The organism is Escherichia albertii NBRC 107761 = DSM 17582 (genome assembly GCF_000759775.1).
GTDB classification, from domain to species: Bacteria; Pseudomonadota; Gammaproteobacteria; order Enterobacterales; family Enterobacteriaceae; genus Escherichia; species Escherichia albertii.
In genome coordinates this window covers 1-20,185 of the sequence record NZ_BBMY01000045.1, presented here as the reverse complement: position 1 = coordinate 20,185, position 20,185 = coordinate 1, and the positions used below count along the sequence as shown (strand labels likewise).

The window sequence follows — 20,185 nt, the reverse complement described above, 5'->3', positions numbered from 1 at the left end:
CCGATCTGCCGTTCCATACCGCTAACGGTACTCTGGACTGGAAACCGCTGGCGCTGGAAGACTGGTCGTTCTATGTTTCTGGTAACTATACCGGACAAAAACGTGCTGACAGCGCGACAGCTAAAACGCCGGGCGGTTATACGATCTGGAATACAGGCGCAGCGTGGCAGGTGACGAAAGATGTCAAACTGCGTGCTGGCGTGTTGAACCTGACCGATAAAGATCTCAGCCGTGATGACTACAGCTACAACGAAGACGGTCGTCGTTACTTTATGGCGGTGGACTATCGTTTCTGATAGCAAGATGCCCGGTGAACCTGGCGGGCTTTTACGTCAGTAAATACTGCGCATGGAAGCGCAGATGATCCCCGGTAAAAGAGGTGATGAAGTCGTCACTGTGATCATCGTATCCTGGCTGGATACGCAGGACCATCGGCCTGATCAATGAGCACTGGAATTGCATCCAGGACATTGCTGGCGTGCATCAGCGCACAACTAAGGCGTGAGAGTTGTGCCTCCAGCATTGCACTTCAAAACAGCGGTGCTCTGCGAGCATTTCCATGCGTGGCTCCTTGTTGTGTTGTTTACATTTTCTCCATCGTACCGTTTATTCAATGCGCCGTGAGTAACTTTCACTTTCTCATTTGTACAACGATGTTTTAACATTCACTGATGAAAGGTAGCGACAATTACAATAATTATCGCTGTGAATACTGGATTATGTGCGCCGCCTCACGCACAATAATCAGGCTGCTAATCAGCTTAATAACTTTGCCCCCACGCAGGGCAGAGGCGCCACACCTGCAGGAGAAAGATAAATGCCATCACTCAGTAAAGAAGCGGCCCAGGTTCATGAAGCGCTGGTTGCGCGAGGACTGGAAACACCGCTGCGCCCGCCCGTGCATGAAATGGATAACGAAACGCGCAAAAGCCTTATTGCCGGTCATATGACCGAAATTATGCAACTGCTGAATCTCGACCTGGCTGACGACAGTTTGATGGAAACGCCGCATCGCATTGCCAAAATGTATGTCGATGAAATTTTCTCTGGTCTGGATTACGCCAACTTCCCGAAAATCACTCTCATTGAAAACAAAATGAAAGTGGATGAGATGGTCACAGTGCGCGATATCACTCTGACCAGCACCTGTGAACACCACTTTGTCACCATTGATGGCAAAGCGACGGTGGCTTACATTCCGAAAGATTCTGTCATCGGTTTGTCGAAAATTAACCGCATCGTACAGTTCTTTGCCCAACGACCGCAGGTGCAGGAACGTCTGACCCAGCAAATCCTTATTGCATTGCAAACGCTGCTGGGCACCAATAACGTGGCGGTGTCCATTGATGCGGTGCATTACTGCGTGAAAGCGCGCGGTATTCGTGATGCAACCAGCGCCACGACAACAACCTCCCTCGGTGGTTTGTTTAAATCCAGTCAGAATACGCGTCACGAGTTTCTGCGTGCTGTGCGTCATCACAACTGATTAAAAGGCAGGAACCATGGAGCGCAACGTCACGCTCGATTTTGTTCGCGGCGTCGCCATTCTGGGGATCCTGCTTCTCAACATTAGCGCCTTTGGGCTACCAAAGGCGGCTTATCTCAATCCCGCCTGGTACGGTACCATTACACTGCAGGATGCCTGGAGCTGGGCATTTCTGGATCTTATTGGTCAGGCTAAATTTCTCACGCTTTTTGCGTTGCTGTTTGGTGCTGGCCTGCAAATGTTACTGCCGCGCGGCAGACGCTGGATCCAGTCGCGGCTAACGTTATTAGTTTTGCTGGGCTTTATTCACGGATTGTTATTCTGGGACGGCGACATTCTGTTGGCTTACGGACTGGTGGGGTTAATTTGCTGGCGTCTGGTGCGTGATGCGCCATCGGTAAAAAGTCTGTTTAATTCTGGCGTGATGCTGTACCTGGTAGGGCTTGGCGTGTTGCTGTTGTTGGGATTGATTTCCGATAGTCAAACCAGTCGCGCCTGGACGCCGGATGCGTCGGCCATTCTGTATGAAAAATACTGGAAACTGCACGGTGGCGTTGAGGCGATCAGTAACCGCGCTGATGGCGTAGGGGACAGTTTACTGGCGCTGGGCGCGCAGTATGGCTGGCAGCTTGCGGGGATGATGTTGATTGGCGCGGCGTTGATGCGTAGCGGCTGGCTGAAAGGGCAGTTTAGCTTGCGCCACTATCGTCGTACCGGTTTTGTGCTGGTGGCGATTGGTATGCTGATCAACTTTCCCGCTATTGTGTTGCAATGGCGGCTGGACTGGGCGTATCGCTGGTGTGCTTTCTTACTCCAGATGCCGCGTGAACTGAGTGCGCCGTTTCAGGCGATCGGCTATGCGTCGCTGCTGTTCGGTTTTTGGCCGCAGTTAAGTCGCTTTAAATTGGTGCTGGCGATTGCTTGCGTCGGGCGGATGGCGCTGAGCAACTACCTGCTGCAAACGCTGCTTTGTACCACGCTGTTTTATCACCTTGCTCTGTTTATGCAGTTTGACCGTCTGGAACTGCTGGCGTTTGTTGTCCCGGTATGGCTGGCAAACCTGCTTTTCTCTATTATTTGGCTGCGCTATTTCCGTCAGGGGCCGGTAGAATGGCTCTGGCGTCAGTTAACTTTGCGTGCCGCCGGATCTGCATTATCCAAAACATCCAGATAACGATCTGGATCACATTCATTAACAAAATGGCTGTAACCGTTTCCATTGCTGTGACTCGATTCACGAAGTCCGCTATTCAGTGCTGACAAAATAGCCGCCAGCAAGCAGTAACCTACTGCAATTTCACAACAGGTAGTGAATATGATCACCATTCGTGATGTAGCGCGTCAGGCTGGCGTTTCTGTGGCAACGGTTTCCCGGGTATTAAATAACAGCGCCCTAGTGAGTGCGGACACGCGTGAAGCAGTAATGAAAGCGGTGTGCGCGCTGGATTATCGACCAAACGCCAATGCCCAGGCACTGGCAACCCAGATGAGCGATACCATCGGCGTAGTGGTGATGGATGTCTCTGATGCATTTTTTCGGCGCACTGGTTAAAGCCGTAGATCTTGTTGCTCAGCAACATCAAAAATATGTCCTGATCGGCAACAGTTACCATGAAGCGGAAAAAGAGCGTCACGCCATTGAGGTGTTAATTCGTCAACGTTGTAATGCGTTGATTGTTCACTCAAAAGCATTAAGCGACGACGAACTGGCTCAGTTTATGGATAACATTCCCGGTATGGTACTGATTAACCGGGTTGTTCCGGGATACGCTCATCGTTGCGTTTGCCTGGATAACATCAGCGGTGCCAGAATGGCAACGCGTATGTTGCTGAATAACGGTCATCAACGTATCGGCTATCTGGCTTCCAGTCATGGCATTGAAGATGATGCAATGCGCAAAGCAGGGTGGATGAGCGCGCTGAAAGAGCAGGATATTGTTCCGTCGGAAAGCTGGATCGGCACCGGTACGCCGGATATGCCGGGCGGGGAAGCGGCGATGGTTGAACTGCTGGGGCGCAATCTGCAACTTACTGCTGTCTTTGCTTATAACGACAATATGGCCGCTGGCGCACTGACGGCATTAAAAGATAACGGCATTGTCGTTCCGTTACATCTCTCAATCATCGGTTTCGATGATATCCCCATCGCTCGTTACACCGACCCACAGTTAACAACCGTGCGTTATCCCATTGCCTCGATGGCGAAAATGGCGACTGAACTGGCCTTGCAGGGGGCTGCGGGTAAGATTGATTCCCGCGCCAGCCACTGCTTTATGCCGACGTTAGTGCGTCGTCATTCTGTAGCCACGCGACAGAATGCGGCAGCGATCACTAACTCAACAAATCAGACGATGTAACCGCTTTCAATTTGTGAGTGATTTCACAGTATATTAACAATACGATGGCTATGATTGCACCGTTTTAACGCTGTAACTGATATGTAACATAAGATAATCGTTTTTACCGAGGTTATGGCGTCATAACCACAATTAAAGCCGTTTTCTGGAGTGTTACCGGGCAAGGAAGAACGAAATTTAAAAAATGAGCTTCGGCGTTCAGTAACACTTCATTAACTATGCTGCCCCGCCGAGCATCTATCTCAAGCACTACCCTGCATAAGAAAAACCGGAGATACCATGAATAAGAAGGTGTTAACCCTGTCTGCTGTGATGGCCAGCATGTTATTCGGTGCTGCTGCACATGCTGCTGATACCCGCATTGGTGTAACAATCTATAAGTACGACGATAACTTTATGTCTGTGGTGCGTAAGGCTATTGAGCAGGATGCGAAAGCCGCGCCAGATGTGCAACTGCTGATGAATGATTCACAGAATGACCAGTCCAAACAGAACGATCAGATTGACGTGCTGTTGGCAAAAGGGGTGAAGGCGCTGGCAATCAACCTGGTTGATCCGGCTGCAGCGGGTACGGTGATTGAAAAAGCACGTGGGCAAAACGTACCGGTAGTTTTCTTTAATAAAGAGCCGTCTCGTAAGGCGCTGGATAGCTATGACAAAGCCTACTATGTCGGTACTGACTCCAAAGAGTCCGGGATTATTCAGGGGGATCTGATTGCCAAACACTGGGCGGCGAATCAGGGTTGGGATCTTAACAAAGATGGTCAGATTCAGTTTGTGTTGCTGAAAGGCGAACCGGGCCATCCTGATGCAGAAGCGCGTACCACCTATGTTATCAAAGAGCTGAATGACAAAGGCATTAAAACTGAACAGCTACAGTTAGACACCGCAATGTGGGATACCGCTCAGGCGAAAGATAAGATGGACGCCTGGTTGTCTGGCCCGAACGCCAACAAAATTGAAGTGGTTATCGCCAACAATGATGCGATGGCAATGGGCGCGGTAGAAGCGCTGAAAGCGCACAACAAGAGCAGCATTCCGGTGTTTGGCGTCGATGCGTTGCCAGAAGCGCTGGCGCTGGTGAAATCCGGTGCGATGGCAGGAACCGTGCTGAATGATGCTAACAACCAGGCGAAAGCGACGTTTGATCTGGCGAAAAATCTTGCTGAAGGCAAGGGGGCCGCTGATGGCACCAACTGGAAAATCGATAACAAAATTGTCCGCGTTCCTTATGTTGGCGTAGACAAAGATAATCTGGCTGAATTTAGCAAGAAATAAGACCGATTGGGCGCAATAAGTTATTGCGCCCAAATTGTATGGCCAACAAGGTAAAATTATATGGTCAGCTCAACGACTCCGTCATCAGGTGAATACTTGTTGGAAATGAGTGGTATCAACAAGTCTTTTCCTGGCGTTAAGGCGCTTGATAACGTCAATTTAAAAGTCCGACCTCATTCTATCCATGCATTAATGGGAGAGAACGGGGCGGGAAAATCAACATTATTAAAATGTTTGTTTGGTATTTACCAAAAAGATTCCGGCACCATTTTATTTCAGGGTAAAGAAATCGATTTTCATTCTGCCAAAGAAGCGCTGGAAAACGGTATTTCGATGGTGCATCAGGAATTAAACCTGGTATTGCAACGTTCGGTGATGGACAACATGTGGCTGGGGCGATATCCCACTAAAGGCATGTTTGTTGATCAGGATAAAATGTACCGCGAAACCAAAGCGATTTTTGATGAACTGGATATTGATATCGATCCGCGTGCGCGCGTCGGTACATTATCTGTTTCGCAAATGCAGATGATCGAAATTGCTAAAGCATTTTCCTATAACGCGAAAATTGTGATCATGGATGAACCTACCTCTTCGTTAACCGAAAAAGAGGTCAACCATCTGTTCACTATTATTCGTAAATTAAAAGAACGCGGCTGCGGTATTGTCTATATCTCGCATAAAATGGAAGAAATCTTTCAGTTATGTGATGAAGTCACCGTATTGCGCGACGGTCAGTGGATTGCCACTGAACCGCTGGCAGGGCTGACAATGGACAAGATCATCGCCATGATGGTTGGGCGCTCTCTTAACCAGCGTTTCCCGGATAAAGAAAACAACCCCGGCGAAGTGATCCTCGAAGTACGCAACCTGACATCGCTACGCCAGCCATCGATTCGTGATGTCTCGTTTGATCTGCATAAAGGAGAAATTCTCGGTATTGCTGGTCTGGTGGGGGCGAAACGTACCGACATTGTCGAAACTTTGTTTGGCATCCGCGAGAAATCTTCCGGCACCATTACACTGCATGGCAAAAAGATTAATAACCATAATGCCAATGAAGCCATTAACCATGGATTTGCGTTGGTGACAGAAGAGCGTCGATCAACGGGAATTTATGCCTATCTAGATATCGGCTTTAATTCATTAATTTCCAATATTCGTAACTACAAAAACAAAGTGGGGCTACTGGATAATTCGCGAATGAAAAGCGATACCCAGTGGGTTATTGATTCGATGCGGGTAAAAACGCCAGGTCACCGTACGCAGATTGGCTCGCTTTCTGGTGGTAATCAACAAAAGGTGATTATCGGTCGCTGGCTGTTAACGCAACCAGAAATATTAATGCTCGATGAACCCACTCGCGGTATTGATGTCGGGGCGAAGTTTGAAATTTATCAGTTAATTGCCGAGCTGGCGAAGAAAGGCAAGGGGATTATTATTATCTCCTCGGAAATGCCAGAGCTGTTAGGGATAACAGACCGTATTCTGGTGATGAGCAATGGCCTCGTTTCTGGAATTGTCGATACAAAAACAACAACGCAAAACGAAATTCTGCGTCTTGCGTCTTTGCACCTTTAAGACCAGGGGCTTCCTATGAGTGCGTTAAATAAGAAAGGTTTTCTTACTTATCTGAAAGAGGGCGGTATTTACGTCGTCCTTTTAGTTTTGCTGGCGATTATTATTTTCCAGGACCCAACATTTTTAAGTCTGTTGAACTTAAGTAATATTCTCACCCAGTCATCGGTACGTATTATTATCGCGCTCGGCGTGGCGGGGCTCATTGTTACTCAGGGGACCGACCTTTCTGCCGGGCGTCAGGTAGGGCTGGCAGCGGTGGTAGCAGCGACGTTATTGCAGTCAATGGATAACGCTAACAAAGTGTTCCCGGAGATGGCGACGATGCCGATTGCGCTGGTTATTCTGATTGTTTGCGCTATTGGCGCGGTTATCGGTTTGATCAACGGTCTGATTATTGCTTATCTCAACGTGACGCCGTTTATTACCACGCTCGGCACGATGATCATCGTTTATGGCATCAACTCGCTCTATTACGACTTCGTTGGTGCGTCGCCGATTTCTGGTTTTGATAGCGGTTTTTCCACTTTTGCCTAGGGCTTTATTGCGCTGGGAAGCTTCCGTCTCTCTTACATCACCTTCTACGCGCTGATTGCTGTCGTGTTTGTCTGGGTGTTATGGAATAAAACTCGCTTCGGCAAGAATATTTTTGCTATTGGCGGTAACCCGGAAGCGGCGAAAGTTTCTGGCGTTAACGTCGGCCTGAATCTGTTGATGATTTATGCGCTGTCTGGCGTGTTCTATGCCTTTGGTGGGATGCTGGAAGCTGGGCGTATCGGTTCTGCCACCAATAACCTTGGCTTTATGTATGAACTGGATGCTATCGCGGCGTGCGTGGTGGGCGGCGTTTCGTTCAGTGGTGGTGTGGGGACGGTAATTGGTGTCGTGACCGGGGTAATTATCTTTACGGTCATCAACTACGGGCTGACGTACATCGGCGTAAATCCGTACTGGCAGTACATCATCAAAGGGGCGATTATTATCTTCGCCGTGGCGCTGGATTCACTGAAGTACGCACGTAAGAAGTGATGTGAATGTGGACCGCATTCGGTCATAAACGCTCATAACATTATTATCTGTGTGGTTTTGTAGGCCGGATAAGGCGTTCACGCCGCATCCGGCGACAGGAACCAAATGCCGGATGCAACGCTGGCGCGTTTTATCTGGCCTACAATGAGCACAACGTACTGATTTGTATTGTTTTTATGCCGGATGCGACGCGGGTTTTACAACGCTACCGGGTGTTCTTTCTCTCCCTTTTTAAACTTCACTTCGCCGAGATCAATACAACCCACCGGGCAGACGTGGCCGCAAAGCAGACAACCAACGCACTTCTCGGTATTACAATACGGTGTGCGGGTTTTCTCACTCCATTCCATCGCCTGATGACCACCGTCGTAGCAGGAAATATAGCAGCGCCCACAGCCGACACATTTATCAAGATTGATGTTGGGATACACGATATAACTACGGTCTAGATCTTCGGCCGGAACAATATTGTGATTCGCCAGCCCTACCATCTCCTGCAACGAGTCAAATCCCTGGTCGGCAAGATAATGCGACAGACCGCTCGTCATATCTTCCACAATACGATAACCGTACTGCATGATGCCGGTAGTGACTTGCAATGTCGCCGCGCCGAGCAATAAAAATTCCGCTGCATCTTCCCAGGTTTCAATACCGCCGATGCCGCTGATCGGGAAATCATGCAGTTCCGGGTGTGTGCGCATTTGTTGAATAAAGCGCAAAGCGATTGGTTTCACCGCTTTACCGGAGTAGCCGGAAATACTCGATTTACCGTTGACGATCGGCATACCGATCTTTTGATTAAGGTCGATATTGGTGATGGATTTGACGGTGTTAATTGCCGCAATGCCATCGGCGCCGCCGTGTTTTGCCGCCAGTGCTACGTCACACATATCACCGATATTCGGCGTCATCTTTGCCAGCATCGGTAGCGTCGAACCACGTTTTACCGCCCGACAATATTTTTCTACCAGCACCGGGCTTTGTCCGACATCGCTCCCCATAGCATGGGAAGTCATCTGCGGACAGGAGAAATTGCACTCGATCATATCCGCGCCCGCTTCTTGCACCAGACGCGCCAGATCTTCCCACTGCTGCTCGTTTTCTCCCATGATCGAAGCGATCAACACCTTGTCTGGATAATCCTGTTTCAAGCGACGGATCGCAGCCAGGTTTTCTTCCAGAGGATGCTCGGCAATTTGCTCCATATTTTTGAAGCCGATAAAACCGGTATCTTCTTTAACCAGATGATCAAAGCGTGGCGAGACTTCATTAGCGATAAAAAAACCAATGGTTTTGAACACGACACCGCCCCAGCCGGTATCGTAAGCTTTGGCGCACATCTCATAACAGTTGCCTACTGGCGAAGAAGAGAGGCAAAACGGATTGGGAAACTTAACGCCGCAAAAGGTAATAGAAAGATCTTTCGTTAACATGAGCAAGCTCCCTCTAAATAATGATGAATCGCCTCGGCGGCTTCTTTCCCGGTCTTCACGGCGTAAACCACAGTTTTATCGCCCTTAACAATATCGCCAGCGGCAAATAGTTGCGGATCACGGGTCTGGTAGTTTTGTGTTTCGATAGTGTTGCGCTGTGGATTCAGCGCGGCAAAGGCGGCAAGTTCGGCATGTTGACCAACGGCGAGGATAATTTTATCTGCCGCCATTGTGAGTTCGCCTGGTAGACGGACATGCTTAAAGGCGACTTTATTGCCTTCTATCGCTACAGGTGTAAACCCGTCGATAATTGAGACGCCCAGATCTCTGGCGCTGGCAAACTCTTTTTCGCTTGCCGGAAACTCGTCTAACTCTTCACGCGCCACGCAAGTGACTGTCTGACAGCCGAGAACTTTCAGCGTGCTGGCAACGTCCATGGCAACATCGCCGCCGCCGATGATTAATGCGCTCTCTGGAATATCGATATCGCCTTGCGCCTGACGCGCGCGTTGCAGGAAATCGACGGCAATTTCGACGTCAGCATGTTCAAACAGAGGCAGGGTGGAGCCGGAAGATAAACCTACAGTCACCAGTACCGCACGGTTTTCTGCTTTCAATTGTTCCAGAGTGAGCGTTTTACCAATTTCGCAATTGCACGTAATGGTCACGCCCATTTTTTCAATGCGGGTGATTTCTGCATCCAGTACCGACTGCGGTAAGCGGAATTGCGGAATACCATTACGCAACCAGCCGCCCGGCTGCGCCTCTTTTTCATAAATTGTGACGTCATAACCCTGGTTCGTCAGTGTTACGCTGGCCTGCAACCCGGCAGGGCCTGCACCGATAACGGCAACTTTACCGAGCGTTTTGCTACCTGGCTGATAAATCTCCATTTTGGTCTGTTGTTCAAAATCGGTAACAAAACGCTGTAAGCGACCAATATCAATCGGTTCATCGACACCGGCCCGGGTACAACCACTTTGACATAATTTTTCTGTAGGGCACACTCTGGCGCAAACGGCGCCGAGCGCATTATTTTCGCGAATTGTCTCGGCTGCGCCTTTAAAATTACGAAAATAAATTGAGCGAATAAATTTCCCTGGATCGGTTTGCGCCGGGCAAGCCTGACTACAGGGGGCATCGTGACATAATAAACAACGGGAGGCTTCTTTGATCGCCAGCAAAGGCGTAAAGGCCGGGGTGAGTTCATCCAGATAATTTTGTTGCGGCATGTGATCTTCCTTAATGCTATGGGTAATTAAGGCGAACGCCTGATTTACCCGCCATACTTCAAATTACATGTGTTGCGACGTCACGCATTCGCCCCAGTGACTTACTCGAGTAAGCTACTGAGGACTCATGCACTCGTCGCTTGCCTGCAACTCGAATTATTTAGGGTAAAATGACAAATATAACGTGCTGATATTAAGGCTAAACGGCGGGGGGAATTTAAACTGTGAAAGGATTCACAAATAGCTGTGGCTCAGAATGCTATATCCACAGCTTATCAAGTGGAGTAATAATTATTCTCAATAGTGGACTATAGAGAAAATACCGTTATCGGTAAAATATAAGATAAATAATCATGCCGGCAGATAAAATACCGAAACCGACATACGCCACTATATAAGCGAAAAAGAGCCCCGGATTTTTTTCGCGCCAGACATACACCGGTTCCGGCGCATTTTTTACTCGTTTATCAATAGCGCCAGCATGCCAGCCTTTCCACGCTTCGCGAAAACAAAATATCGGGATAAGGAAAAAAACGGCAACGACAAAAAACTGCTGTACATCCATAACTACTTTCCTTGTTTCTTTTGTAATTCAAGTAACTGTTCGGGCGTGACGGCGGGGTAGCCCTGCGCATCTTCCGGCACCTGATGCATGGCCGGAATAGGGACTAGCGGCCCTAAAAAGCGTGGTTCACGTTTAAAAATGTAAAGGTCAGCCAGCGCGCCGAAACGGGCGGCAAATTCGCGAATACGCACCGACCACATATCTTTTGGTGATGGTACGGCATAACACTGCGCCTGAATCCCCATATGCAAGGCGATAAATAATGCGCGCTCACAGTGGAAACGTTGGGTGATAATAATAAAGTCGTTAGTATCAAAGACTTTGCGCGTGCGCACGATGGAATCCAGTGTACGGAAGCCTGCATAGTCGAGGACAATATCGGCCGGATCGACGCCAGCAGCAATTAAATCTTTGCGCATGGTCATCGGTTCGTTATAGCTCTGTAACGCATTATCGCCGCTAAGTAGTAGATAATTTACTTTACCGCTGTTATAGGCATTAATCGCCCCCTGAATGCGATAGCGGTAATACTGATTAATGACTCCGGTGCGATAATATTTTGCGGTGCCAAGTACTACACCGACCTGGCGATAGGGGAGATCCTGCAGTTCGTCGTAAATATAAGGCGCAGTTTTCCAGCTCATCCAGCGATCGAGGCCAAGCACTGTCAACAGTAGCAAGCCGATCAGGACTAACAGGCTGTAGAACACGCGCTTTAACATGCAGAAAACTCGATCCTGGGAAATTTCAATCAGGCTACTTTACCTGCTGGTTTTGCGCAAGAAACGGAAAACTGTTTGCCGGGATTTTCGACACCGGGAGGGAGGTTACATGCCTGACGCGACGCTAAGCGCGTTTTATCAGGCCAGGAAACGTATCAGACCAGTAGGCCGGATAAGCGTAGCGCATCCGGCATAGGACTTAAGCAAGAAGCACGCGGTCGATGTTGTTACAACCGAGGGCTTTCAGCGTTGCGGAAGTTGCATCCCACTGAATCAACGGCGCGTCGGCTTTTTCTGCCAGAATCGCGCGCTGAATATCCGGGTAATCATAACCCTTGAGATTCAACAGAATTAACGCGCCCTGTAGCGGTGGCAGAGTCGGGTTAAACGCGGCATTTTCTGCATAGCTGCCACTGAAAATACGTCCATCCTTACACTCCAGCGCCACGCCGCTGGGCGATTTGCTGTAAGGCATATGTGAACGGTTTGCCGCCGCAATCGCCGCCTGGGAAAGCGCGTCGCCAGTTAACGTAAAGCCGTGATCCTGCTCGTCCATCAGCAGCGTTTTTATCTCCAGATCTTTCGGGCCAAAGGCATCAGGCAAATAGTCACGCAATGCGTGTGCTTCGCGGCCCGGCAGATGAATGCGCAAATCCAGCCCGCTATTCAGTTCATTCATAAACTGACGACAGTGACCGCAAGGCGTGTAGTTAACGGTGATAGCAGCGAGCGCTTTCTCACCGCTCAGCCAGGCGTGGCTGATAGCGCTTTGTTCGGCATGAACAGTTTGCTGCATTGTTGCGCCAATAAATTCCATATTGGCGCCGAAATACCAGGTTCCACTCACGCCGCGCGCAATCGCGCCAACGTTAAAATTTGATAATGGCGTACGCGCACAGGCCGCCGCCAGCGGCAGCAGTGCGAATGCCAGCGCGTCTTCGTCCAGCCCCGTTGCGCTTTTAAGCGAAGCGACCTGCTCCCCGGTCAACAACGCGGGGAAATACTTATCTGCCAGAATAGGCTCCAGTGCAGACTGTAAGTTATCCGCAAGTTGGGCAAAAGCAGTTTGAAAACGTGGATGCATGGCGTTGCCTCATAGTCATGTAATGGGATAACAGTGTACGAACCCGTTATGGCTTTATATGTGATCTGAATCTCATTAATTATGCAACGCGTGAAACTTACATCAAAAATGCGCGACGCATCGCAAATTTTAGCGCATTACTGCCAGAATAATTGGGAAAAGGAACGGCGCAACGAGCGACGTAATAATCCCGCACAGTACCAACGCCAGCGAACTAAATGCGCCCTCCTGGTAATCCAGTTCTGCACAGCGCGCTGTTCCAAGGGCGTGCGAGGCCGTCCCCATTGCCAGGCCGCGTGCCGCTTTGGTCCGAATGTGCATGGCATTGAGCAGCGTATGACCAAATACTGCGCCGAGAATGCCGACGAAAATTACACAAACCGCACTAATTGCCGGAATACCGCCGATGCTGCCGCCAACGGCCATCGCAATTGGCGTGGTGACTGATTTAGGTAAGATTGATGCTGCGATTTCCGGTGAAGCGCCCATCATCAATGCCACGGCAGTTCCTGTAACCATTGCTACCACGCTACCGATAAAACAGATAGTGATGATGGATTTCCAGCGTGCGCGGATCTGGTGCAACTGTTCATATAAAGGATAGGCTAACGCGACGACCGCCGGTTGCAGCAGATCGTTTAACACTTCGCTGCCTTTAAAGTAGCTATTGTAAGAGATGCCGGTCAGCAGTAAAAAAGGGATAATCACCACCATTGCGATCAGCAATGGATTAAGTAACGGAAATTTATATTTCGCTGCCAGTTTTCGGGCGGCGAAAAAGACGATTAATGTCAGCGGCAAGGACCACCAGATATTCGCCATCATTTTTCTTCTCCTTTCTGACCAACGACTTTGCGTTCACCGTGCACCAGGTGCGAGCTCCAGCTCACGACCAGAAAAACCACCAGCGTACTGACGGCGCAGGAAACGACTACCGGGCCAAACTGCGCGCGTAATAAATCAAAATATTGCATTACGCCTACGCCAATCGGCACGAACAGCAGCGCCATATAGCGAATTAAAACGTAACACCCTGGATTGACCCACTTCGCCGGAAGAATTTGCAAGGCCAGCAGGACAAACAGGATCAGCATCCCGATGATACTGCCGGGTATGGTTACCGGTAGCAGGGAAGCAATGAAAATGCCTGCATACAGGCAGGCATAAATCAGGACGAAAGCGCGTAAATATTGCCAGATAATGTTTAGTGTCTTACTCATGATCAACACCCCAGATGAGATGGATTCATCATACAATTAATCCGTAAAATGTGCTACCGATCACATCATGAAAACTGAGCATAGTTGAATAACAGGAAAGGAGTATCGGGTGAGCGCCCAATTCAGCACGCTAATCCTGCTGCAAAAAGTGCAGAAATCGGCTTAACGCATGAGAGAGGGATTCGTTACTACGCCAGAATACGCCGACGCTGCCTTTCTGTTCTATCTTCGGTAAGTTGAGGATTGCCAGTTGTCCCTGGCTGGCATAGCGTTGCGCCAGTCGTAACGACAGAATGGAAATCATATCGCTGCTTTGTAGCAGGTTGGTGCTGACATTCATCGACGCCGACTCAATGGTGTTTTCTGGCAACATTACGCCGTGGTCTACCAGTGCGTTATCAATGCTAATGCGAATTGGCGTACCGGTTGGCCAGACTATCCAGCGCCAGTTAGCCAGATCATTCCAGGTGAGGGTGGCGTATTTTGCCAGTGGATGCTCTGGACGGGCGACAAAGCACACGGGCTCGGTGTAGAGCACCTGGTAATTCAGCGGCAGTTGCAACGCGCGACCACCAATACGTCCAACTACCACATCCACAGAACCCGCCAGCAGATCTTGAAGTAATGGTGTCATTACCTTCTCTTCGATATTCAGGTGCAGCGTCGGCATCTCTTTGAGCAGATGCAAAATTGCCAGGGATACGCAGTCTGTTGCGACGGGAGAACAGCCTATTTTCAGACTGCCGACCAATCCACCTTGTTTAAAGCGGGTCAGTTCATGTTGCGATCGCTCCATGTCATTGATTAACCGCTGAGCATGTTGCAATAACAATTTACCGCCTTCGGTTGGGCGTAACCCTTTGCTGTGCCGCTCAAAGAGTGCGAGGCCGATCTCATCTTCGAGTTGTGACAACCATTTCGATAGCGCAGGTTGGGTGATATTCATCATCCGCGCGACATGGGTCAGATTGCCCTGTTCGCCCAGTGCTACTAGCATTTGCAGGTGATGCAGTTTTAGTTTCTGCGCCCAGTTTGCCATTTGTCATAACCTCCAGGTTATCTCTCTGCCCGAAATACCATTGTACATTCCATATCTTTAATCACAATATCGCAACATATACAAAATAAAAGAAACATCTACCTTACCTGCACTGAGGCATTCACTATGACTCAACGACGTGATTTACAAGCAATTATCGATGCTGCTCCGGTCGGCAAGATGCAGTGGCGCGTTATCATCTGCTGTTTTCTGGTGGTCATGCTCGATGGTTTTGACACGGCGGCTATCGGCTTTATTGCTCCTGATATTCGTACTCACTGGCAACTTACTGCAGGCGATCTCGCACCGCTGTTTGGCGCTGGGCTGTTGGGATTAACTGCAGGCGCATTGCTCTGTGGCCCGTTATCCGATCGTTTTGGTCGCAAACGAGTGATTGAGCTGTGCGTCTTTTTGTTCGGGGCGTTAAGTCTTGCCTCGGCTTTCTCACCAGATTTGCAAACACTGGTATTCCTGCGTTTCCTCACCGGGTTAGGGTTGGGCGGTGCGATGCCAAACACTATCACCATGACCTCGGAGTATCTACCTGCCCGCCGCCGCGGTGCGCTGGTGACGCTGATGTTTTGCGGCTTCACCCTGGGGTCTGCGTTTGGTGGGATCGCCAGCGCGCAACTGGTGCCGGTGACGGGGTGGCACGGTATTTTGGTACTGGGAGGCGTATTACCGTTGATGTTGTTTGTTGTGTTGCTGGTGACTCTGCCGGAATCACCGCGCTGGCAGGTGCGCCGTCAGTTACCGCAATCAGTGATTGCAAAAACCGTGAGCGCCATTACTTGCGAGCGTTATGCCGATACTCACTTTTATCTCAATGAATCAGCAACCATTGCCAAAGGCAGCATTCGCCAACTGTTTATGGGGCGTCAGTTGCCTGTCACGCTGATGCTGTGGGTGGTGTTCTTTATGAGCCTGTTGATTATTTACCTGCTCTCAAGCTGGATGCCTACGCTGCTGAACCATCGCGGAATCGATCTGCAACATGCGTCCTGGATCACCGCCGCGTTCCAGATTGGCGGTACGTTGGGGGCACTGGCATTAGGTGTACTGATGGATAAGTTTAATCCTTTCCGTGTTCTGGCCCTGAGCTATGCCATAGGCGCGGTGTGCATCGTGATGATTGGATTAAGCCAGGACGGATTATGGCTGATGGCGCTGGCTATTTTCGGCACCGGCATTGGCATTAGCGGATCGCAGGTGGGGCTGAATGCGCTGACTGCCACGCTTTACCCAACGCAAAGTCGTGCTACGGGCGTGAGCTGGTCAAATGCCGTGGGCCGCTGCGGCGCGATTGTCGGATCGCTGTCTGGCGGTGTGATGATGGCGATGAATTTCTCTTTCGACACATTGTTTTTCATTATCGCTGTGCCTGCGGCGATCAGTGCGGTGATGTTAACCCTGCTGATTACTGTCGTGCGCCAGTCGACTTCTGTCCCTGACTCCCTGCCTCGCGCAGGCGTTGTGAACGAATAAGGAGTATCTCAATGACTGATAACAATCAAAATAGCCAAAGCAGCCGCGAGCAATTTTATCAGCATATTTCCGGGCAAAACCTGACTCCGCTGTGGGAGTCACTGCATCATCTGGTGCCGAAAACACCCAACGCTAACTGTGCGTCAGCATACTGGAATTACCAGGAGATCCGCCCGCTGCTGCTGGAGAGCGGCAGCCTGATTGGTGCGAAAGAGGCGGTGCGCCGCGTATTGGTACTGGAAAATCCAGCGCTGCGCGGTCACTCCTCTATTACCGCCACGCTATATGCGGGTTTACAACTGATTATGCCAGGCGAAGTGGCGCCGAGTCATCGGCATAACCAGTCAGCACTGCGTTTTATTGTCGAAGGTAAAGGGGCATTCACAGCCGTTGATGGCGAGCGCACGCCAATGAATGAAGGCGATTTTATTCTGACCCCGCAATGGCGCTGGCACGATCACGGTAACCCTGGCGACGAACCGGTTATCTGGCTGGATGGGCTGGATCTGCCATTAGTGAACATGCTGGGCTGTGGTTTTGCCGAAGATTATTCGGAAGAGCAACAACCTGTAACGCGTAAAGAGGGCGATTACCTGCCGCGTTATGCCGCCAATATGTTGCCGCTGCGCCATCAGACGGGGAATTCCTCGCCGATCTTTAACTACCGTTATGACCGCAGCCGCGAAGTACTGCACGATTTAACCCGCCTGGGCGATGCCGATGAGTGGGATGGCTACAAAATGCGCTACGTCAACCCGGTCACCGGCGGCTATCCGATGCCGTCAATGGGCGCTTTCCTGCAACTGCTACCGAAAGGGTTCGCCTCCCGCGTGGCACGTACCACTGACAGCACCATCTACCACGTAGTAGAAGGCTGCGGGCAGGTCACTATCGGCAATGAAACCTTCACCTTTACCGCAAAAGATATCTTCGTGGTGCCGACTTGGCACGGTGTGTCATTCCAGTCCACGCAAGATACCGTTTTATTTAGTTTTTCGGACAGACCGGTACAAGAAGCCCTCGGGTTGTTCCGCGAAGCGCGTTATTAATTTGGGAGAGAAAAAATGACTCAATACGTATTCGAACCGCAAGCGCCCGTTACCGTACCCGTTGTTGGCAGTGATGAACAATTCCCCGTACGTCGCGTTTACTGCGTCGGACGCAACTATGCCGCCCACGCCCGCGAAATGGGCTTTGATCCTGATCGTGAACCGCCATTTTTCTTCTGCAAACCCGCAGATGCCGTTGTTCCTGTTGCCGCTGGTGAAACGCTGGCGCTGCCGTATCCGGCGCAGACCGATAACTATCATTATGAAATTGAACTGGTGGTGGCGATTGGTAAGAAGGGCTGTGATATCCCGCTGGAAAACGCTCATGAATATGTCTGGGGTTATGCCACGGGGCTTGATATGACCCGTCGTGATCGTCAAATGGAGATGCGTCAGATGGGGCGCCCGTGGGAAATTGGCAAAGCGTTTGATCTCTCGGCACCGATCGCACCGCTGCACAAAGCCAGCGAAACGGGGGGGATTGATAACGCACCAATCTGGTTACAGGTTAATGGTGAAGATCACCAGCGCAGCGATATTCATCATCTTATCTGGTCAGTGAATGAAACCATCAGCTACCTGTCCGGCTTCTTTGAACTGCAACCGGGTGATCTGATCTTCACCGGCACGCCGGAAGGTGTTGGCCCGGTGGTGAAAGGCGATGTGATCACGGGTAACGTCGAAGGTTTAACGCCTATCGCGGTGAAGATTGTCTGAGGTGCAAGATGAAGCTGTACAGTTTTTTTAATAGTTCAGCATCGTACCGGGTACGTATCGCTCTGGCGCTAAAGGGTATCGATTACCAGACCGAAGGTGTGAATATCCGCATTGGGCAGCAAAACGAACTGGTCTACCGGCGAATGAATCCGCTCGGGTTGGTGCCGACGCTGCTGACCGACGAGGGCGAGTCACTCGGTCAATCGCTGGCGATAATTGACTGGCTGGATCGTCACTATCCGCAAGTTCCGCTGTTGCCGCAGGAAGAACCGGCTCGCAACAAGGTACTGGAAATTGTCTATGCTATCGCCTGCGATATTCATCCATTAAATAACCTGCGTGTGCTGCGCTACCTGACTGAAGAACTGCACGTCAGTGAAGAAGATAAAAAACGCTGGTATGCACACTGGATCCAGCAAGGGTTAAGTGCGGTGGAACAACTGCTGCGCCAGAGCTCTTCAGGGCAATTTTGTGTGGGTGGGACGCCGACGCTGGCAGATTGTTGCCTTATCCCACAATGGGCGAACGCACTACGCATGAATTGTGATTTGAGTGGGTATCCGCGTTGCAAAGTGGTGTACGACGCCTGCACACAGTTGCCTGCGTTCATTGCCGCAGCACCAGAAAATCAACAAGATAAAATTTCCGCCTGACCAGGAGAATCATAATGACCAAAGTGACAAGCGCAGTAATTGTGGGCGGCGGGATCGGTGGTGCGGCAACTGCGCTGTCACTGGCCCGTCAGGGGATCAAAGTGGTGCTGTTGGAAAAGGCGCACGAAATCGGTGAGATTGGCGCGGGTATTCAGTTGGGGCCGAACGCCTTTTCGGCGCTGGACAGCCTCGGCGTTGGTGAAATCGCCCGTCAGCGCTCGGTGTTTACCGATCATATCACCATGATGGATGCGGTAAACGCCGAAGAAGTGGTGCGCATTGAAACCGGACTGGCGTTTCGTGACTATTTCGGCGGTCCTTATGCGGTGATCCACCGCGTTGACATTCATGCCTCGGTGTGGGAAGCGGTACTGACGCATCCGGGCGTGGAATATCACACGTCCACAAACGTCGTGGATATCCGCGAGACGCCGGATGACGTGACTGTGTTCGACGATCGCGGCAATAGCTGGACCGGCGATATTTTGATAGGTTGCGACGGGGTGAAGTCAGTCGTGCGTCAGAGTTTATTAGGCGATGCGCCGCGTGTTACCGGGCATGTGGTCTACCGTGCGGTTATCGATTGTGCCGATATGCCGGAAGATTTGCGCATCAATGCGCCGGTGCTGTGGGCGGGGCCGCACTGTCATCTGGTGCATTACCCTTTGCGTGGCGGCAAGCAGTACAACCTGGTGGTGACATTCCACAGTCGTCAGCAGGAAGAGTGGGGGGTGAAGGATGGCAGTAAAGAGGAAGTGCTCTCTTATTTTGAGGGGATTCATCCGCGTCCGCGGCAGATGCTGGATAAACCGACCTCCTGGCGACGCTGGTCAACCGCCGATCGCGAGCCTGTAGAGAAATGGGGAACCAGGCGTGTTACGCTGGTGGGCGATGCGGCGCATCCGGTGGCGCAATATATGGCACAGGGTGCCTGCATGGCGCTGGAAGATGCGGTAACGCTCGGCAAGGCGCTGGCGCAGTGTGAGTGTGATGCGGCACAAGCCTTTGCACTGTACGAGTCGGTACGTATTCCACGCACTGCGCGCATCGTCTGGTCGACCCGTGAAATGGGGCGGGTTTATCACGCTGCGGGCGTAGAACGCCAGGTGCGTAATCTGCTATGGAAAGGGAAATCGCAGGCAGAGTTTTATCATAGTATGGAGTGGTTATACGGCTGGAAAGAAGATAACTGCCTGCAACCACGTTGAGCACTTTAATCCGCTGAGCGGAGGCGCTAACATAGCGCCTCATTTTTTGT

18 protein-coding genes and 3 pseudogenes are annotated in these 20,185 nt (G+C 50.6%); 12 read left to right on the top strand and 9 right to left on the bottom strand.

Translation table 11 applies throughout. From position 1 onward, the window contains the following. On the top strand, positions 1-296 hold a 296-nt coding region (locus EA14781_RS10310; RefSeq protein ID WP_042335594.1), incomplete at its 5' end, for a TonB-dependent receptor domain-containing protein. Positions 297-327: 31 nt separating this feature from the next. Here EA14781_RS10310 and EA14781_RS24275 read toward each other — a convergent pair. After that, positions 328-496: pseudogene (locus EA14781_RS24275) on the bottom strand (esterase); the annotation flags it as partial. A 321-nt stretch (positions 497-817) separates the two neighbouring features. Between EA14781_RS24275 and folE the strand changes: the two are divergent. The 6 genes and pseudogenes from folE (at position 818) to mglC (ending at position 7,728) form a co-directional block, all read left to right on the top strand. After that, complete coding sequence (gene folE / locus EA14781_RS10300) at positions 818-1,486, top strand: GTP cyclohydrolase I FolE (RefSeq protein ID WP_001139616.1); 669 nt, start codon at positions 818-820, stop codon at positions 1,484-1,486. 16 nt (positions 1,487-1,502) lie between these two features. Then, positions 1,503-2,660: a DUF418 domain-containing protein YeiB gene (gene yeiB / locus EA14781_RS10295; RefSeq protein WP_000440938.1), complete on the top strand. Its 1,158-nt coding sequence runs from the start codon at positions 1,503-1,505 to the stop codon at positions 2,658-2,660. Between the two features lie 141 nt (positions 2,661-2,801). Continuing rightward, positions 2,802-3,843, top strand: a pseudogene (gene galS / locus EA14781_RS10285) (HTH-type transcriptional regulator GalS). A 279-nt stretch (positions 3,844-4,122) separates the two neighbouring features. Then, on the top strand, positions 4,123-5,121 hold the full coding sequence (gene mglB, locus EA14781_RS10280) for a galactose/glucose ABC transporter substrate-binding protein MglB (protein ID WP_001036968.1): 999 nt from the start codon (positions 4,123-4,125) through the stop codon (positions 5,119-5,121). Positions 5,122-5,181: 60 nt separating this feature from the next. Next, positions 5,182-6,702 carry a galactose/methyl galactoside ABC transporter ATP-binding protein MglA gene (gene mglA / locus EA14781_RS10275; RefSeq protein ID WP_000255045.1) on the top strand — a complete coding sequence of 507 codons (1,521 nt, stop codon included), beginning with the start codon at positions 5,182-5,184 and terminating at the stop codon, positions 6,700-6,702. A gap of 15 nt (positions 6,703-6,717) precedes the next feature. Next, positions 6,718-7,728, top strand: a pseudogene (gene mglC / locus EA14781_RS10270) (galactose/methyl galactoside ABC transporter permease MglC). 197 nt (positions 7,729-7,925) lie between these two features. On the opposite strand, the gene preA reads toward mglC, so the two are convergent. From preA to EA14781_RS10230, 8 genes are all read right to left on the bottom strand, one after another. Next, the gene (gene preA, locus EA14781_RS10265; RefSeq protein ID WP_000956037.1) at positions 7,926-9,161 is read right to left on the bottom strand and encodes an NAD-dependent dihydropyrimidine dehydrogenase subunit PreA; all 1,236 of its coding nucleotides are present in this window, start codon (positions 9,159-9,161) and stop codon (positions 7,926-7,928) included. Continuing rightward, positions 9,155-10,393 carry an NAD(P)-dependent oxidoreductase gene (locus EA14781_RS10260; RefSeq protein ID WP_001136356.1) on the bottom strand — a complete coding sequence of 413 codons (1,239 nt, stop codon included), beginning with the start codon at positions 10,391-10,393 and terminating at the stop codon, positions 9,155-9,157. The genes preA and EA14781_RS10260 overlap by 7 nt, the downstream gene beginning before the upstream one ends. 325 nt (positions 10,394-10,718) lie before the next feature. Next, positions 10,719-10,958 carry a DUF2542 family protein gene (locus EA14781_RS10255; RefSeq protein WP_000383088.1) on the bottom strand — a complete coding sequence of 80 codons (240 nt, stop codon included), beginning with the start codon at positions 10,956-10,958 and terminating at the stop codon, positions 10,719-10,721. A 2-nt stretch (positions 10,959-10,960) separates the two neighbouring features. After that, positions 10,961-11,680 carry an outer membrane permeability protein SanA gene (sanA, locus tag EA14781_RS10250; RefSeq protein ID WP_000920076.1) on the bottom strand — a complete coding sequence of 240 codons (720 nt, stop codon included), beginning with the start codon at positions 11,678-11,680 and terminating at the stop codon, positions 10,961-10,963. 199 nt (positions 11,681-11,879) lie between these two features. Continuing rightward, the gene (gene cdd, locus EA14781_RS10245) at positions 11,880-12,764 is read right to left on the bottom strand and encodes a cytidine deaminase (RefSeq protein ID WP_000553540.1); all 885 of its coding nucleotides are present in this window, start codon (positions 12,762-12,764) and stop codon (positions 11,880-11,882) included. Between the two features lie 129 nt (positions 12,765-12,893). Continuing rightward, a complete protein-coding gene (locus tag EA14781_RS10240) occupies positions 12,894-13,589 on the bottom strand; it encodes a CidB/LrgB family autolysis modulator (RefSeq protein WP_000968194.1) in 696 nt (231 codons plus the stop codon). Beyond that, on the bottom strand, positions 13,586-13,984 hold the full coding sequence (locus EA14781_RS10235) for a CidA/LrgA family protein (RefSeq protein WP_002461795.1): 399 nt from the start codon (positions 13,982-13,984) through the stop codon (positions 13,586-13,588). Before EA14781_RS10235 ends, EA14781_RS10240 begins: the two co-directional genes overlap by 4 nt. 130 nt (positions 13,985-14,114) lie before the next feature. Beyond that, the gene (locus EA14781_RS10230) at positions 14,115-15,023 is read right to left on the bottom strand and encodes a LysR family transcriptional regulator (protein WP_000024640.1); all 909 of its coding nucleotides are present in this window, start codon (positions 15,021-15,023) and stop codon (positions 14,115-14,117) included. Between the two features lie 126 nt (positions 15,024-15,149). On the opposite strand from EA14781_RS10230, the gene mhbT reads away from it, so the two are divergent. From mhbT to EA14781_RS10205, 5 genes are read left to right on the top strand one after another with little or no spacing between them, the layout of a single operon-like run. Continuing rightward, positions 15,150-16,508 (top strand): 3-hydroxybenzoate transporter MhbT, encoded by a 1,359-nt coding sequence (mhbT, locus tag EA14781_RS10225; protein WP_000194202.1) that lies wholly within the window; start codon positions 15,150-15,152, stop codon positions 16,506-16,508. A gap of 11 nt (positions 16,509-16,519) precedes the next feature. Continuing rightward, positions 16,520-17,557, top strand: a complete 1,038-nt coding sequence (gtdA, locus tag EA14781_RS10220; protein WP_000131686.1) for a gentisate 1,2-dioxygenase — start codon at positions 16,520-16,522, stop codon at positions 17,555-17,557. 15 nt (positions 17,558-17,572) lie between these two features. Continuing rightward, positions 17,573-18,274: a fumarylacetoacetate hydrolase family protein gene (locus EA14781_RS10215; protein WP_000196037.1), complete on the top strand. Its 702-nt coding sequence runs from the start codon at positions 17,573-17,575 to the stop codon at positions 18,272-18,274. A gap of 8 nt (positions 18,275-18,282) precedes the next feature. Continuing rightward, a complete protein-coding gene (maiA, locus tag EA14781_RS10210) occupies positions 18,283-18,927 on the top strand; it encodes a maleylacetoacetate isomerase (RefSeq protein WP_000781179.1) in 645 nt (214 codons plus the stop codon). A 14-nt stretch (positions 18,928-18,941) separates the two neighbouring features. Continuing rightward, the gene (locus tag EA14781_RS10205) at positions 18,942-20,135 is read left to right on the top strand and encodes a 3-hydroxybenzoate 6-monooxygenase (RefSeq protein WP_000170165.1); all 1,194 of its coding nucleotides are present in this window, start codon (positions 18,942-18,944) and stop codon (positions 20,133-20,135) included. Positions 20,136-20,185: the final 50 nt, after the last annotated feature.